Annotated in this window: 17 protein-coding genes; 9 read left to right on the forward strand and 8 right to left on the reverse strand. The window is 40.6% G+C overall.

Annotated elements, in window-relative coordinates; all coding sequences use genetic code 11:
• Window positions 1-99: 99 nt before the first annotated feature.
• The 3 genes from I2F62_RS02750 to I2F62_RS02760 form a co-directional block, all read right to left on the reverse strand.
• Window positions 100-642 carry a superoxide dismutase family protein gene (locus tag I2F62_RS02750; RefSeq protein WP_324625493.1) on the reverse strand — a complete coding sequence of 181 codons (543 nt, stop codon included), beginning with the start codon at window positions 640-642 and terminating at the stop codon, window positions 100-102.
• A 244-nt stretch (window positions 643-886) separates the two neighbouring features.
• On the reverse strand, window positions 887-1,975 hold the full coding sequence (locus I2F62_RS02755) for an AI-2E family transporter (RefSeq protein WP_324625494.1): 1,089 nt from the start codon (window positions 1,973-1,975) through the stop codon (window positions 887-889).
• A gap of 120 nt (window positions 1,976-2,095) precedes the next feature.
• The gene (locus I2F62_RS02760) at window positions 2,096-2,740 is read right to left on the reverse strand and encodes a ParA family protein (protein ID WP_324625495.1); all 645 of its coding nucleotides are present in this window, start codon (window positions 2,738-2,740) and stop codon (window positions 2,096-2,098) included.
• Between the two features lie 126 nt (window positions 2,741-2,866).
• Between I2F62_RS02760 and I2F62_RS02765 the strand changes: the two genes are divergently transcribed.
• Together I2F62_RS02765 and I2F62_RS02770 are read left to right on the forward strand one after the other, a co-directional pair.
• Window positions 2,867-3,343 carry a Holliday junction resolvase-like protein gene (locus I2F62_RS02765; protein WP_324625496.1) on the forward strand — a complete coding sequence of 159 codons (477 nt, stop codon included), beginning with the start codon at window positions 2,867-2,869 and terminating at the stop codon, window positions 3,341-3,343.
• Between the two features lie 103 nt (window positions 3,344-3,446).
• Window positions 3,447-4,019, forward strand: a complete 573-nt coding sequence (locus I2F62_RS02770) for a hypothetical protein (protein ID WP_420713706.1) — start codon at window positions 3,447-3,449, stop codon at window positions 4,017-4,019.
• A gap of 56 nt (window positions 4,020-4,075) precedes the next feature.
• Here I2F62_RS02770 and I2F62_RS02775 read toward each other — a convergent pair whose 3' ends face one another.
• The gene (locus I2F62_RS02775; protein WP_324625498.1) at window positions 4,076-4,594 is read right to left on the reverse strand and encodes a hypothetical protein; all 519 of its coding nucleotides are present in this window, start codon (window positions 4,592-4,594) and stop codon (window positions 4,076-4,078) included.
• Between the two features lie 225 nt (window positions 4,595-4,819).
• On the opposite strand from I2F62_RS02775, the gene I2F62_RS02780 reads away from it, so the two are divergent.
• Window positions 4,820-5,566, forward strand: a complete 747-nt coding sequence (locus tag I2F62_RS02780; RefSeq protein WP_324625499.1) for an IS5 family transposase — start codon at window positions 4,820-4,822, stop codon at window positions 5,564-5,566.
• 54 nt (window positions 5,567-5,620) lie between these two features.
• Here the strand turns inward: I2F62_RS02780 and I2F62_RS02785 are convergent, their stop codons facing one another.
• Window positions 5,621-5,899 (reverse strand): hypothetical protein, encoded by a 279-nt coding sequence (locus tag I2F62_RS02785; protein ID WP_324625500.1) that lies wholly within the window; start codon window positions 5,897-5,899, stop codon window positions 5,621-5,623.
• A gap of 316 nt (window positions 5,900-6,215) precedes the next feature.
• Here I2F62_RS02785 and I2F62_RS02790 point away from each other — a divergent pair, with 316 nt between their 5' ends.
• Window positions 6,216-7,481, forward strand: coding sequence for a hypothetical protein (locus I2F62_RS02790; protein ID WP_324625501.1), 1,266 nt, complete (start codon window positions 6,216-6,218; stop codon window positions 7,479-7,481).
• Window positions 7,482-7,587: 106 nt separating this feature from the next.
• Complete coding sequence (locus I2F62_RS02795) at window positions 7,588-8,553, forward strand: 2-hydroxyacid dehydrogenase (protein WP_324625502.1); 966 nt, start codon at window positions 7,588-7,590, stop codon at window positions 8,551-8,553.
• Window positions 8,554-8,555: 2 nt separating this feature from the next.
• Here the strand turns inward: I2F62_RS02795 and I2F62_RS02800 are convergent, their stop codons facing one another.
• Window positions 8,556-8,945: a hypothetical protein gene (locus I2F62_RS02800; RefSeq protein WP_324625503.1), complete on the reverse strand. Its 390-nt coding sequence runs from the start codon at window positions 8,943-8,945 to the stop codon at window positions 8,556-8,558.
• Window positions 8,946-9,234: 289 nt separating this feature from the next.
• On the opposite strand from I2F62_RS02800, the gene I2F62_RS02805 reads away from it, so the two are divergent.
• Window positions 9,235-9,603, forward strand: a complete 369-nt coding sequence (locus I2F62_RS02805; RefSeq protein WP_324625504.1) for a SemiSWEET transporter — start codon at window positions 9,235-9,237, stop codon at window positions 9,601-9,603.
• A gap of 185 nt (window positions 9,604-9,788) precedes the next feature.
• Here the strand turns inward: I2F62_RS02805 and I2F62_RS02810 are convergent, their stop codons facing one another.
• A complete protein-coding gene (locus I2F62_RS02810) occupies window positions 9,789-10,154 on the reverse strand; it encodes a hypothetical protein (protein ID WP_324625505.1) in 366 nt (121 codons plus the stop codon).
• 453 nt (window positions 10,155-10,607) lie between these two features.
• On the opposite strand from I2F62_RS02810, the gene I2F62_RS02815 reads away from it, so the two are divergent.
• The 3 genes from I2F62_RS02815 (at window position 10,608) to I2F62_RS02825 (ending at window position 14,351) form a co-directional block, all read left to right on the forward strand.
• Window positions 10,608-12,131, forward strand: coding sequence for a peptide MFS transporter (locus I2F62_RS02815; protein WP_324625506.1), 1,524 nt, complete (start codon window positions 10,608-10,610; stop codon window positions 12,129-12,131).
• Window positions 12,132-12,134: 3 nt separating this feature from the next.
• Window positions 12,135-13,943, forward strand: a complete 1,809-nt coding sequence (locus I2F62_RS02820; protein WP_324625507.1) for an aminopeptidase P family protein — start codon at window positions 12,135-12,137, stop codon at window positions 13,941-13,943.
• Window positions 13,944-14,066: 123 nt separating this feature from the next.
• Entirely contained in the window at window positions 14,067-14,351 is a 285-nt protein-coding gene (locus tag I2F62_RS02825; RefSeq protein ID WP_324625508.1) for a YciI family protein, read from the forward strand.
• Window positions 14,352-14,441: 90 nt separating this feature from the next.
• On the opposite strand, the gene I2F62_RS02830 is transcribed toward I2F62_RS02825, so the two are convergent.
• A complete protein-coding gene (locus I2F62_RS02830) occupies window positions 14,442-15,056 on the reverse strand; it encodes a TIGR00730 family Rossman fold protein (protein ID WP_324625509.1) in 615 nt (204 codons plus the stop codon).
• Between the last annotated feature and the right edge of the window lie 243 nt (window positions 15,057-15,299).

Here is a 15,299-nt window from a genome sequence, read left to right on the forward strand (position 1 = left end):
TTGTTCTGCAAAAATTATTTTAACAAAATAATATGCGGTTTTTTTCAGCCAAACTGTGGATAACTTTTTATCTATCCACAGTGCCGAAAAAGAGAAGCCTTATGCAATAATTCCGCAGGCAATACGATTGCCTCCACCGCCTAAAGGTTTTGGCGAGTCTGAATAATTATCGCCACCGGCATGAATAATAATCGCATGTTGTTGAATGGTTTTTACACTTAAACGCGGTGCAATCAGCGTTTGATTGGCATTGCCGTTATCGTCTGCAACCAACACGGGTAAATCGCCTAAATGGCCCATTGTTGGGCTGCCATGATGCGGAACTTGTGTGGGATTAAAATGCCCACCCGCGCCAAGTGCCGCACCAGATTGTCCATTGGTGGCTTGTGTGCCACAATCGGGATAATCATGTAAATGAAAGCCGTGTGGCCCCGATGGAATGTGCGACAGACGCGTTTTGAGGACTAAACCTTCCGCGCTATCGTAAAAGCGGATGGTGCCAATTTTTTCTTGCATGCCTTGTTCAGAGACGGCATACACATTAATTTGTTGTGTATTGGCAGGTGAGGGCATCGTGCTACAACCTGCAAGGCCAAGCAGAAGCCCTAGACTGAGGGTTGCAGATAAAGTCAAAAATTTCATATGTATACTTCCTAATTTTAAAATATCATTCTGAAAAATTTAAAAATAAACCTTAAAAAATAAGTGGTTGTTTTAAAGCACCTCAGTTTTAAAGTTTATGATGGATCGCTTTTAATAAAAATTGAATCCGTGTTTTTTTACTTAAATTGTTTAAACAGCGTGAGCTTCACGTAATTGCTGTATGAACATCAGCCCAAATTTTTGCATAAAAAGCTTCAACGGATAGTAATAATTTGTGTATTAATCAATCAGTATGGTTGGGTGGAATAATGATCCTTTTTTGGTTGATTGAGTGAATCCATTCACGCCAAATGGCCAGTAAAATAGCCAAAATAACTGGCCCAATAAATAGACCGACCAAACCAAAACTGCTAATACCACCTAATACGCCAAACATAATAATCAGAAACGGAATTTGTGTGGCACCTGAAATAACGATAGGACGAATGAGATTGTCTGCAGTACTGACAACGCACACGCCCCAAGTTAGCACACCAACGGCCGCCATAATTTGACCTTGTGAAAACAGCCATAATGCCACTGCACAATATGCCACCGGCGTACCAAATGGAATTAATGCCACGACAAAGGTGATTAGGGTCAGCAGCATTGGATTTGGAACGCCGGCCACAAAGTAACTAATGCCTGCCAATAGCGCTTGAGCCACAGCAGTTAAGCCAAAACCATACACGACCGCACGTGTGGTTTCCGAAATGGTTTTTAAATAATGGTGAATGCGTGGGCCAATAATTTTTTCAAGAGCCGTGCGTACTTGATTTAAAATATTTCGACCATCGCGGTAAAAGAAAAACAGTGAGAACAACACTAAAAAAAGCTTTACTAAATTACGACTAATTTCGCTTAAAACGAAGCGTCCATAATTTAAATGTGCTTGAATCCAAGAGCCGATATTTTGGGTTAAAATTTGCGGGTTATTGTTAATTTCAGTCACTATGCGCTGAATATCTGCTCCAATTACTGGCAGATTTAAAATAAAATCTGGAACGCTTAGATGACCTGAAAACAGTTGTTGTTGCAGTTGTAAATAGAGATTGCGTCCTTCATCTTGTAACAGCATCACACCAAAAACCAGTGGAATGCCCAGCATTAAAATCATTAAGCATAGCATGAGTGTTGCGGCTATATTGGGGCGACTGTGCCCACATTTTGCTAAAATCCATTGGTAAATCGGCCATGTCATATAGGTGATGATCATGGCCCAAACCACAGGAATAATAAAATATTTAAGTACGCTAAAACTTAAATAAATTAAAATGAAAAATAAACCAAACAGTAAAATACGATGTAGTTGCAGTGGGGCAGATTTTTGCACGTCCGTCCTCTAGTATAAGTATATTGTTCTACAAGGTATCTTAACTAAAAACGTCTCTTAGGCAACTGAATGTACAAAGCTTCTACAAGAATCGGTTTATATCTGCTGTTGTGTAATTGTTTAGAACCATGCCGTTTGATCGTCAATAATGGCATTTAATAACGGTTGCCATTGTTTTTGAATCATTAAATAGGCTTTTTGGTTTTTATCGAAAATGCTTAAACCTTGCACGGCCATTTGTCCGTACGCACTGCGTTCTGAAATCCACGCCAACGGTTGTTGTTCAATTTTGCTGAAAAATTCTTGAATCTCTTTGCTGCTGGCACTGTTTGGTTTAACTCGGTTTGCCAGCAAGAAAATTTCAACTTTGCCTTTACGAATCCGTTTAATATCCTGCAAATGTTTGAGAAAACGTCGTGTACTGTCGATATCAAAAAAAGAGGGTTGCAACGGCGTAATAATGGCATGGCTTTCGCTAATTAAATGTTCCGCCTGCTCGCCAGATAAGGCACCGGGCGCATCAATAATTAAATATTCAATCTGTTTTGGCACATCGCCAATCGATTTTTCATTGCGCCAATCCAAGCTTTGAATTTTGGTTGCGCTGTCTGGGCGCTGTTTTAACCATTGCAGGGACGACTTTTGGTTATCGGCATCGGCCAGTGCAACTTTGTAGCCTTTACTTGCAAGGGCAGTGGCTAAAGTAATTGCAGTGTTGGTTTTCCCGCATCCGCCTTTTTGGTTTGCAATTAAAATTGTTTTCATGATGAGTATTTTTTAACTAATTCAACGGCCATTAAAATTACTTTAGCACTTTTAATTGTAATCGAACATGACAAAAACAGCCGAGCTTGTTTAAATGCAAGTATTGAAAAAAACAGCGGGAAAGCGATGTCGATTTGGATGGCAATGTTGATTGGAGGCCTTCTCGGAGCATTTATTGCCACAGCATTATTGGCCAATTTGCGAAATGGCAAAATTCAAGCTGAATATGAACAAAAAATAGTTCAGTTAAAATTAGAGCATCAACAAGCGTTAAGAGATGCGCAGCAACGCAGTGTCAATACCAGTCGCGCGGTGCTAAAAGGCAAAATGGCAGAGCAGTTTGCACCGGTTTTACCGGGCTTTAACTATTTACCCAGCGATGCCAAATTTTTAGGCGATCCAGTCGATTATGTGGTGTTTAATGGCTACAGCGCTTTTCGAGAAGGCAATGCCAGTGCAGACGATTTAGAGTTGGTATTAATTGATATTAAAAGTGGACAAGCCCGTTTAACCAAAGGGCAGCAAGCGATTGCTCACGCCATTCAACAAGGGCGAGTGCGTTTTGAAACCATTCGGATTGACTGGAATGAAGAAGCAAGTTAGTACAAAAATATAACAGGGAGCTTGGCTAAAGTTACGCTTCATGTCACGTTTTTTCCAAGAATCATTTTAAACTTAAACATTAAAGTGGAATGGAGAAACCATGATGCGAAGGATTTATCATGCCATATTGGGGGGTGTTTTAACACTCTTGGCGACAGCGAGCTTTGCCTCGGGTTCGCAGTCAGTTGAATATAATATTGCCAATGGATTTTCACCCGCCGCCAAAGGTCAATCCATTTCAGTGTTGATGCCGTATCAGGGCGAATTTCGGATTCTCGCGTCCAAAACCTATACCCACGATGAGCAAGCCAAATTTTCCCCAATCGATTATGCGGTTAGTTGGGGAATGTTTGCCAATCCTAAAATTGCCCGTGAAATTGATGTACGTCAATACGACCGCTTTTTAAACTGGAAGATGAAAACGCTGCCTGTTCCACCCCATCAAGCGGTGCAGATGGTTTCGAATATGCATATTATTCCGGCTAACCCGCAAATTGCTAAACAAATTCAGCAAGTCAAACGGGGCGATTTAGTGCGTCTGCGTGGCGATTTAGTTGAAGTCAAAGACAATGATTTGGTTTGGCGCTCTGCATTAAATAATTATAATATTGGCGATGGTGCATGTAAGTTATTTCGGGTTAATTCAATTCAATGGGTCGATCGCACCGATTTATAATCAATCTAAAAACAGTCACGCCAAAAGATAATTAAGGCGTGACGTTGTTTGCGCGCTTAGTTTTTCGCTTGCTGACTTTTCCAATAATCGAGTTGCTGCTCTGCTTGTCGCATTAAATTGAGTGCCTCATTGCGCACTTCAGAGGCCGCACGGCTGTTGGCGTTGTGCTCTGAATCTTGGCGTTTTTCTTCCCAATAATTTGCCATTAATCCTTGAATATAATGCCCTTGTTCGGTGTGTAATTCTAAATCTTTAAGCATATTTAAGGCCGATAAAATACGATCGTGTTTACGCTGCGCTAAAAATTCAGGGCTGAGCTGACCTTGTTGTTTTAATTGCTCAAGCTCCGTTTTCATATCTTGCGACATGCTATTAAATTTCTGATTAAACTGATCAAATTGTGCAATATCTGCGGCATCTTGTGCTGTTGGAGCAAAAGCTTGTACACCGCTTGGTAAGGTTGGCGCTGGTTCAGAGGTTGTTTGTGTGTGATTTTCTGGGGGCGATTTTTTCTGGCATCCTGCGACCAAAACAAGGCTACAAAGCAGCGCACAAGAGATAAAAAGAGAACGCATAAAGCTGTATCCGTGTGAAATTAAAAGGGGCTATAAAGGTGATTATAAGCCAATCCCTGCTGATGCAGCGATGTCAGCTAAGATTATTTTGTCAGCAAAAATAGACAAATTGTGGATAACTTTTTTATCTTTGTTGATAAGTTAAATAGGGTGTGTTGACACTTTTAGTATAAAAAATAGCGAAGTAGTAAAATCAAATCGCCAAACCAAATTTTACTATTCGCTATGCCTCGTACCATGCTGACAGATCAACACTGGCAAAAGTTGAAACCTATTCTCCGTAATTTATCGATTCACCACAACTCAAATTTACGTAATTTTATTGAAGCCATTCTTTATAGAATTAGAACAGGTTGCCCTTGGCGTGATCTACCTTCAGATTTTGGATTAGCAAACTCTATTTTTAAACGCTTTAACCGTTGGTCAGCGAGTAGCAAATTACTTATTTTATTTAAAATATTATCTTTTTGCACGGATATGGAGTGGGTGTTTATTGATGGTTCTCATGTACGTGCGCATCAACATTCTGCTGGCATTGCTCAACAAGCTATTTCAAAAAGCATTGGTGGAAACTCATCCAAAATACATTTAGTTGTAGATGCGCATGGCAATCCTATTGATTTCATCATTACAGATGGAACAACGAATGATATAAAAGTTGCACCTGACTTAATTTCAAAGCTAGATTTATCAGAAACAGACATAGTGTGTGCAGATAAAGGTTATGATTCAGAACCTTTGCGTGAACAGATTAGAGCTACTGATACTAAAGCAAATATACCAAAAAAATCTAACACTAAATCTAGTAATGATCATATGGATTGGTATTTATATAAAATCAGACACTTAGTTGAAAATATGTTTTGTAGACTGAAGCAATTTAGAGGGATAGCCACTCGATATGACAAGCTGAAACGAAACTATGAAAGTTCAGTTGCTCTCGCTTGTATATTTTTATGGCTACCTCTATAGAGCAGAGTTTCAGCAGTAAGTGTCAACAGACCCTAGCGTAAAAAGAGTGAATGTTTAATCGCATACCGTTGGAAAATGCGGCATGGATAAACCATTGCTTTGGATGTGACAACGCGGTTTTTCTGGTCGCGGTGGTGGATAAGGCAAACTCGGTTGCTGAATAATAATGATCTGTGGTCGACTCACTTCAACGTGCGTTGCTCCTGCACGGTCATTCACATACACGCGCGTGGTCGATTCGGTGCGTTGGGTTGTTTCTGGCACAATAATACATGCACTTAAGGGAAGTGCCGATGCGAGTAAAATACTAAACGTACACCACCATTTCGACATGAACATGACTCTGCTTTGAATATGCAGTTTACTGTAGAGCAGTTTTAGACTCGACTCAATCCTTAACGTGTTGAGAACCCATAGCTATAAAAAATTTAAAAATAAGCTAAACGGGCGGTAAAATCATGCAGATAAAACATAGACTTCGATCTTGCTTTAATGAACAATAGTCCCAATTAAATAAGATCATACAAATGTGTCATCTTTTGCCCTGTTTAATCTGAACAGGCTTTATAAAATAGAGCAATTTGCATCTGTTCGATTTTATGCAAGTGACGCCTTGCAGCATCCCCCTTTTTGATTTTTCGGTATGGTAATGGATAAACAAATTATTTTTGAAGACGAACAAATCCGAGTAATTTTTTTAAAAGGAAATTCCAAGGAGCTTATTTTTTCGTTTGGCGATCTGATTACCCGTGCCAAAGGTTTAAGCATCAATGCTGAAAAATCATTGGCGAAATACGAATATAATGTGATTGGGGTTATGCCCAAGCAAAAATCGTGGTTTCCAAGCACCAGCATGGCCGAGATGATGAGCGCTGTACAACCTATTTTAGACCAATTTGAAACAGTGATTGGCTATGGCGGTTCTATGGGCGGCTATGCAGCGATTAAATATTCTAAATTGCTGAAAATGAATCGAATTATTGCCTTTGTTCCGCAATATAGTATCGACCCGCAGCAGGTCGAAGACCGCCGTTATGCCGAATTTTTTGATGTTGCATTGCATCGCGATATGCAAATTGAAGCAGACGATGTGCTGCCAAACAGTGAATACATTATTGTTTACGATCCGTATTATGCAGAAGACCGTGAACACTATTTAAAAATAAAATCGAAACTGAAGCATGTGCATACACTGCATTTACCATTTACAGGGCATGAGGCGTTGTCGGTATTGGCAAGTTCAAGTTTGTTAAACGATTTTATTCGCCATCCTTGGGATAAAAACTATTTCTACCAAGAAATGCGCCGTGTAAAAAAGAACAGTAAATTTTATTATCGTACCGTTGTTCGTAATTTATTAACTCGCCATAGCGCCGCCTTAGGACGTATTTTACGCAGTAATCAAATGCAGTTGGATGATCAATATTTTGACGCCAGCCTGAAGCAAATGATTACCCGCATTATGCTAAGCAAACGCCAAGTCACCGAGCAAGACTTACAAAAACTGGGCATTAAAGTTAATTTACCTGTCGATACCACGCGTGCGCAACTGCAAGATCATTATGGCAATTTCTTAGTTTTTAATTTGATTAGCCATAAAATTGAAAGCTATTCGCAAGATGCTATTCAATTAAATCATAAATATTTAGTGCCGCTGCTGACCAAAGCGACGTGTATTGTAAAAGTCGAATTAAATAACGAACGTTATATGATTGCCATGAATGACCGTCATGTTATGAAGTTGGTGAAAGAAGACGATGCGTTATCTTCAGACATGAGCCCAATTATTATTAAAAAACATGCAGAGTATTATGTGCTGAGTTACAAGCAGCAAAACTTACATAGTGACGATTTAGGTCTATGTTATTTTGTTGATCCACCAGTCAAAGATCAGCAACAATTCATTATTGCCTAAATTGTACAAAGCAGAAGAGAGAATCTTCTGCTTTTTTTTGCACGTGCAGATTTCAAACGCATAGATTTTAAACGGTGATTACAGCCTTAGAATAGGGGAAAATAATATGGTTAATCCGGCAGTTTTTTTAGATTACAGCAGTTTAGATCAGCAAGATTTAGATGTTACCCCGTTACAACAGGTTCTACCCAATTTAACGTTGTATGCGGCAACTTCGCCTGTAGATGTGGTTGAACGTGCTATTGACGCTGAGATTGTGATTGTTAATAAAGTGACTTTAGATCAAGCCATTTTGTCGCAATTGCCGAAATTAAAATTGATTTTGGTATCGGCAACTGGCGTCAATAATGTTGATTTACAGGCAGCCCAAGCACAGGGCATTGTGGTGTGTAATTGTCAGGGATACGGCACAACATCAGTTGCACAGCATACACTGGCACTGATGTTTGCACTGGCGACCAATCTAGTGCGCTATCACAATGCGGTGCAGCAGGGACGTTGGCAACAAGCAGAACAGTTTTGCTTTTTAGATTATCCCATTATTGAACTGTCTGGAAAAACCTTGGGCATATTGGGGTATGGCGAATTGGGGCAAGAAGTTGCTCGTTTGGCGCGCGCTTTGGGTATGAATGTTTTGGTAGGGCAGTTGCCGCATCGACCCGCACATGCCGATCGTTTAAGCCTTGAAGAACTCTTACCGCAAGTGGATATTCTAAGCTTACATTGTCCATTGACTGAACAGACCCAAAATTTAATTGGCGAAGCTGAATTAAAACAAATGAAAGCCACGGCCTTTTTAATTAACGCCGCGCGTGGTGGTATTGTAAATGAAGCTGCATTGGCTGATGCGTTACGTAACCACATTATTGCTGGTGCTGCAACCGATGTACTCAGTCAAGAACCACCCAAACAAGGCAATGTTTTATTAGATACGACCTTACCGAACTTCATTATCACGCCCCATTCGGCATGGGGCAGTGTTCAGGCAAGGCAACGGATTGTAGAACAACTGGCAGAAAATGCGGCGGCATTTTTGAGTCAGCAACCGATTAGGCAAGTCAACGCCAGCTAAAATTATTGGCTTAAGCTGACTTGTTCGATTGGAATATTCGTGCCTGAAGGGCGGCTACTGGTGACGACCTCTTTAGTTTGTTGCCATTTTTGTGCAGTCGCTTCTTTGACTTGCTCGGTTTTATTTTCAATGGCTTGTCCCGTTTGCGCGCCCACTGTTTTTGAATTGTCCCAAGTGGTGGCAATTTTTTGCGATGCACGATCAGCTCCACGTTGTGTGGCATCGCCTACGCGGGTAATGGTTTGCCCCGTTTTATAAAGTAGCATCCGACCCAAACTTGGATTGTCAGGTAAAGTATTCGTTGGTGTTGTTGTCGTTTCTGCAAAACTGGCCAGACTTAAACTTGCTGTCAGCAAAAACAACGGAGTACAACGACGCAATAAATTGTGCATGCGAAATTTTCCTTTAAAACGCGTGTAATGATTATAAACAGTGCGGCTTTAAAGTCATGCAATGCTTTTGTTGTTGCTTGTTTATTGTTGTTGAAGATCTAAATCGCGCATTGTTCTTTTTTTGTGAATAAATGCTACGGTTTGCTACCTCAGTTGAAAACGTGTACATAGAGTTGTTATGGTAAAAACAGATTAATTTTTATTATTTCGTAGTTTTCTTCCGATGAGCATTGTCATTTTTTGCTCATGCTCATCTGAAGGGAATTCAATTATCGGGGAATAAATATCGATGAAAGAATTTTATAAGAAAATTTATATTGTATTGGCAACCATTGCGGCTGTGGTGTTATCTGTATTAATGCTTTACCGTTGGCCGGTCGCGCTCGGCGCCTTAGCAGCATGGATTACCACCGGATCTTTTTTATTGCAAGTGATTCATATTGTTAAAAATAAAAATACTGAAGGTGTGTCTTTAGGCATGTATGCCGCATTATTTTTTGGTGTGACCAGTTGGACGGTGTACGGATTTAAAATGCACGATTTACCAATTATGATTGCCAATGGTTTAACTGCAGTTTTGGCCATGTCGGTTATTTTATTAAAACTGTATCACGAACGTCCCAAAAGAATGAAAAAGTTCTTACAAACCAGTGCTTAATCTTTAATATTGTCATTATTTGCATGAAAAAATCCGTCAGCACAAAGCATTTATGGCTATGCAATGACGGATTTTTTAATGCCAAAAAAACCATTCGCGATTGGCTGTAAATGTGCAAAAGCATTACTGTATAAAATCTTGTAAGCTGAAATCTTGTGCTCATTCAGCGCATAGCACAGGATGCATTACAAAAAAATTCTTCCCCGCTTTAAAATTAACTGATCTTTTGAATAGCTGCTTACGACATAACCCAGAAAAAGACCATCTGGGATGACGGTCATGATTATAACAATGACCGCAATAGGAAAGACGGGGACATCAAGTGGGGCGAATATCTCAGCGATCCGCATGACGCTTTCTGAAAAATAGAATGGCGCCAGTTTCATAAGCACGTAAAAAGGAAGACAAATGCCCAAGATGACGCATTTAGTGGTTTTGGATATTTGACGTCCCATTTTTAACTTGTTTGCTAAATCTCCTTTAACCATAATTTCTGGAGGAGAACTTTGCTTTGCAAATTGAAGTTGTTGAATGGTTTCTACGGTGATCATGCATGTTCCTGATTTTTATGCTGAAGGATTAGAAGACGTTCACTTCGGATTGTGGCGGCATCCAACCTATGATGATCTATCTTGTTTTTGATCAATTGGCTTAATGTGTACTGAAAAAACCAGTAATGGTCAAGTAAGATCAGAAACGCTTAAGGACATACTGCCGCTGATTTTTTGTAGATAACGCTTGTTGTCGCCATTACTTTAAGCGGTTCAATCATGCTGTCTGCGCTGCCATTTTGGGTATTGTGTTGGGAGGATGTTGAGTTGTTTTGCATCTGTATGGGATGCATGATTCAACAAAAATAAAGCAAAAAAGTTGATTTGATGTTTTTTTATTCTAAATTTCAACAAAATACATAGAGTGAACGGTTAAATTTAAGCGGGTTTTAAAATACTTTGTGCTAACCTCATGTTCATTTTGATGAACAGATAGAAGATGAAGGATGGCATATGGAAAATAAGGACATTCTCCGATTAGACCAAGATTTTTTCGGACATCCCAAACCCCTACAAGGTTTGTTTTTAACCGAACTTTGGGAGCGGTTTTCTTATTATGGTATTCGCCCTTTACTTATTTTGTATATGACGGCAATGATCAGCCAAGGCGGCTTAGGTTTAGACCGTGCCAATGCTGCGGCCATTGTGGGTTTATTTGCAGGCTGTATTTACCTGTTTACTTTGGTCGGCGGTTGGTTATCTGACCATTGGTTAGGACAAGAACGTGCGGTGTGGTACGGCTCAATTATTATTGCGCTCGGTCATTTGTCGATTGCGCTGACTGCGTGGGGTTCAAGCGTCTTTTTTTATTTAGGCTTAGTCTTTTTGGTGATTGGTTCAGGACTATTTAAAACCTGTATTTCCGTTATTGTCGGCACATTATATCAAGCACAAGACCAACGCCGCGATGCGGGTTTTTCCATTTTTTATATGGGCATTAATTTGGGGGCATTTTTTGCACCATTAATCACAGGCGCATTACTTAAAAATTACGGCTGGCACATTGGCTTTGGTATTGGTGGAGTCGGTATGTTGGTTTCACTACTCATCTTCCGCGGTCTGGCCATGCCACAAGTGGCGCGATTAAGAGCCGATTTTCCTTTGCCGCAGCCTGCGGCGAATAGCAAGCAAATCCGCAGTATTAAACGCGGTGTTATGTTGGCAACCTTGGCACTGATTACTGCAATTTGGAGTGTGTATCAAGGATGGGTGATAATACAACCCATTGCAATTATCGAATATTTTGCCTTGTTTATTGTTGCTGTGGTGATGAGCTACTTTGCTTACTTATTTTTATTTAAAGGTTTAAATCGCACAGAAAAATATCGCCTGATTTTATGTTTTATTTTATTTGTGGCGGCCACCTTGTTTTGGGCGGTCTTTGAACAACAACCGACCTCTTTAAACTTATTTGCACAAGATTACACCAACCGCAGTATTGGCAGTTTTGAAATTCCAACAGTTTGGTTTCAATCTATTAATGCCATTTTTATTATCATTTTCTCGCCAATTGCCGCATGGGTGTGGATGACGTTGGCACGCCGACAGCGTGAACCGAGCTATTTGGCCAAATTTAGTCTGGCTTTGGTATTTGCTGCCTTGGGTTTTGCAATTATGATTTTGGCAGCGCAGCAGGTGTTAAATCATGGTGGTTTGGTATCTCCATTTTGGTTAATCAGCTGCTTATTGATGATGACTTTTGGTGAATTGTGCCTAAGCCCCGTGGGTTTATCTGCCATGACCAAACTGGCGCCAAAAGGCTTGGGTGGACAAATGATGGGCATTTGGTTTACCGCATCTGCGGTGGGTAACTTGGTTGCTGGTTGGATTGGCGGTCATGTTTCTGGAAACCAATTGAACCAATTGCCGCCATTATTTTCTAAATGTGTGATGATTTTATTGATCGGTGCCGTGATTCTGGCATTGTTACGTAAACCAATGCTACGCTTAATGCAACAGCAAACAGAACAAGGCTAAGCCATGCAAAACCAAGAATTGTGTGTTCAAACACGTTTGGCACAACTGCGCAAAGAAATGCAAAGCCATGGTGTAGATGCTTATATTATTCCTAGTGCCGACCCGCACATGTCAGAATATTTACCCGAACATTGGCAAAGCCGAAGTTGGGTATCTGGCTTTACCGGGTCGGTGGGTACCTTAGTCATTACAGCAAATGAAGCTGGTTTATGGGTCGATGGCCGCTATTGGGTACAGGCGGCAAAGCAGCTTGAAGGCACAGGCATTACTTTACAAAAGCAAACGCCCGATCCCAACAGCAGTTATATATTTTGGTTGCAACAGCATTTGCCAGAACAGGCCAGCATTGCCATGGATGGCGCTGTTATATCTGCGCAAATCTATGCGCAATTGACGCAGCAATTAGGTTTACGTTATCAGTTACGTAACGATTTAGATTTAATCGCAGCGATTTGGACACAGCGTCCGAATTTACCGCAAGCACCAATCTATGCGTTGCCCGAACATGCCATTGCGATCTCACGACAGGAAAAAATTGCTGCGGTGCGGCAGGCGTTAACGCAAAAAAATTGCGATGGACATTTTATTTCCGCCTTAGATGATATTGCATGGTTGCTGAATTTACGCGGTGCCGATGTTGAATTTAATCCTGTGTTTTTGGCTCATTTTTATTTAGACCAGCACACCGCCATTTTATTTGTAGATGCAGTGAAACTGAATTCAGCACTTCAGGCGGCATTAATTGCAGATGGCATTCAAATTTTACCGTATACGCACACCCAATCGGTACTGCAAAATTTAGCCATTCAACGTTTATGGATTGATGCGGCAAAAGTGTCGATTGCACATGTCGAAGCGTGCCCAAGCCATATTCAGATCGTGCGCGAACTTAATCCAAGTAGTGTGTTTAAAGCACAAAAAAGCCCGCTTGAAATAGAAAATATGCGCCAAACCATGCTGCAAGATGGTGTGGCACTGGTCGAATTTTTTTCATGGTTTGAACAGGCTTTGGCAGCTAAAGAAACAGTGACTGAGCTGGATATTGATGAGCACCTCACCGCATTTCGCGCCAAGCAAAAAGGCTTTTTAGGCCTCAGTTTTGCCACCATTGCAGGCTTTAATGAAAATGGCGCGTTACCGCATTATCGCGCAACAAAAGATGCTTTTTCAGTGATTGATGGGCAAGGTTTACTGCTGATCGATTCTGGTGGTCAATATGTGGCAGGTACAACCGACATCACCCGTGTCATTCCGATTGGACAACCAACGCCTGCACAATCTCGCGACTATACGCTGGTTCTAAAAGCGCATATTGCATTGGCACAAACAGTATTTCCAGAAGGCATTGCCGCGCCATTGCTTGACAGTATTTGCCGTAAAGAATTATGGCAAGCGCAGTTGGATTATCGACATGGTACAGGTCATGGGGTGGGGTTTGCCTTAAATGTGCATGAAGGGCCGCAAGTTTTGTCGTATTACGCGCCAATTACTGCACATTCCGGCATGAAAGCCGGCATGATTACCTCGAACGAACCGGGTTTGTATCGTGAGGGGCAATGGGGCATTCGCTTAGAAAATTTGGTGGTCAATCAGCCGATGCCAAATGCCAATACCGGTTATGGCAACTTTTTATATTTCGAAAATTTGACCTTATGCCCGTTTGATTATCGTTGTATCGATTTAACTTTGCTGAACACATCTGAACTGGCTTGGTTGAATGCATACCATGCCGAAGTTTGGGATAAGTTATCGCCTTATGTCACAGGCGATGCCAAAACTTGGCTGCAACAGATGACACAAGCCTTAGCATAAATTTTAATAACATCCCTGCGGGGATATTATTTTTTTGCATGCTATACCAATATCCAAAGTAAGTGATTTATTTTGAAGGGTACTTTGGTTGAAATCAAAAGATTAAAAAATGGAGTTAAAAAAATGATTGTGGTCACACTCAGTTATAAAAAACCACTGGCCGATGTTGACGCGGTTTTAACTGAGCATCTTGCATTTTTAGACACGTATTATGCACAAAAGAAATTTTTAGTGTCTGGGCGCCGCGAAAACCGGATTGGTGGGGTGATTATTGTGTTGGTCGATTCAGTGACAGAAGCCAAGCAGATTATGGCGCAGGATCCGTTCTTTATTCACGGCATCGCCGATTATGATTTTATGCGCTTTGAAGCGACCAAATACTTAGATGAAATCAATCCATTAATTTAATGTTAAACGCTAGAACAGCTTTTTAGGTGGTGTAATAAAAAAAGTAAAGCGTGACATTTAAACACGCTTTACTCTGCGATTAAATTTTATTTAAACCAGTTCAGATTCTTTTAAGTACTGAATGTTGGCGTAAATATCGGCTAAGGTTTGGCAAACAATCAATTTGGCACGGTGCTGTGGCGGTAGAAAACCTTCAGCAACGGCATGGTCTAATTGGCTAATCAGCGCGTTATAAAAACCATTGACGTTATATAACATCATTGGTTTTTGGTGCTGCTCAAGTTGTCCCCATGTGGCAATTTCTAGAATTTCTTCAAAAGTGCCTAATCCACCTGGCAGCGCAACAAAAGCACTTGAACGTTCTGCCATGAGCGCTTTACGTTCATGCATACTTTGTACAATGTGTAATTCAGTTAATCGATCATTGGCAATTTCGTAATCCAACATAAATTCAGGAATCACGCCAATTACATCGCCACCGTTTTCTAAAACAGTATCTGCCACTTGACCCATTAAGCCAATGCTTGCACCGCCATAAACAATTCCAAATCCGTGCTGTGCCAAGCCTTCGGCAAGTTCTATGGCACTTTCTAGATAAATTGCTTTATTGCCAACACGTGATCCACAATATAATGCGATAAGCGGTTGTACATTTTCTACGGTCTCTTTTCCTAAATTTTTACTCATATCCATCGCACTATTCATTGTTGAGTTTAGCCTTATCATGATTTCTGTTATCAGATTAAGCAAGTACTATGACAATTTAACTGGGCTTGCGCTGGGTGATACAAGATATTTGTGCATCTTTTGTAGAAAAAATCAGACGCATGGCGGCGAAATTTCTTGCGATGCATGCAGTTAAGCTACAAATTGCAAAATAAAAGCAGAATAAAGTGGATAAAAAATGATGAATTTCTAAAAAATCTTGCCTATACTAAAAATTCGATT

Source organism: Acinetobacter sp. MD2(2019), from assembly GCF_035615615.1.
GTDB lineage: Bacteria > Pseudomonadota > Gammaproteobacteria > Pseudomonadales > Moraxellaceae > Acinetobacter.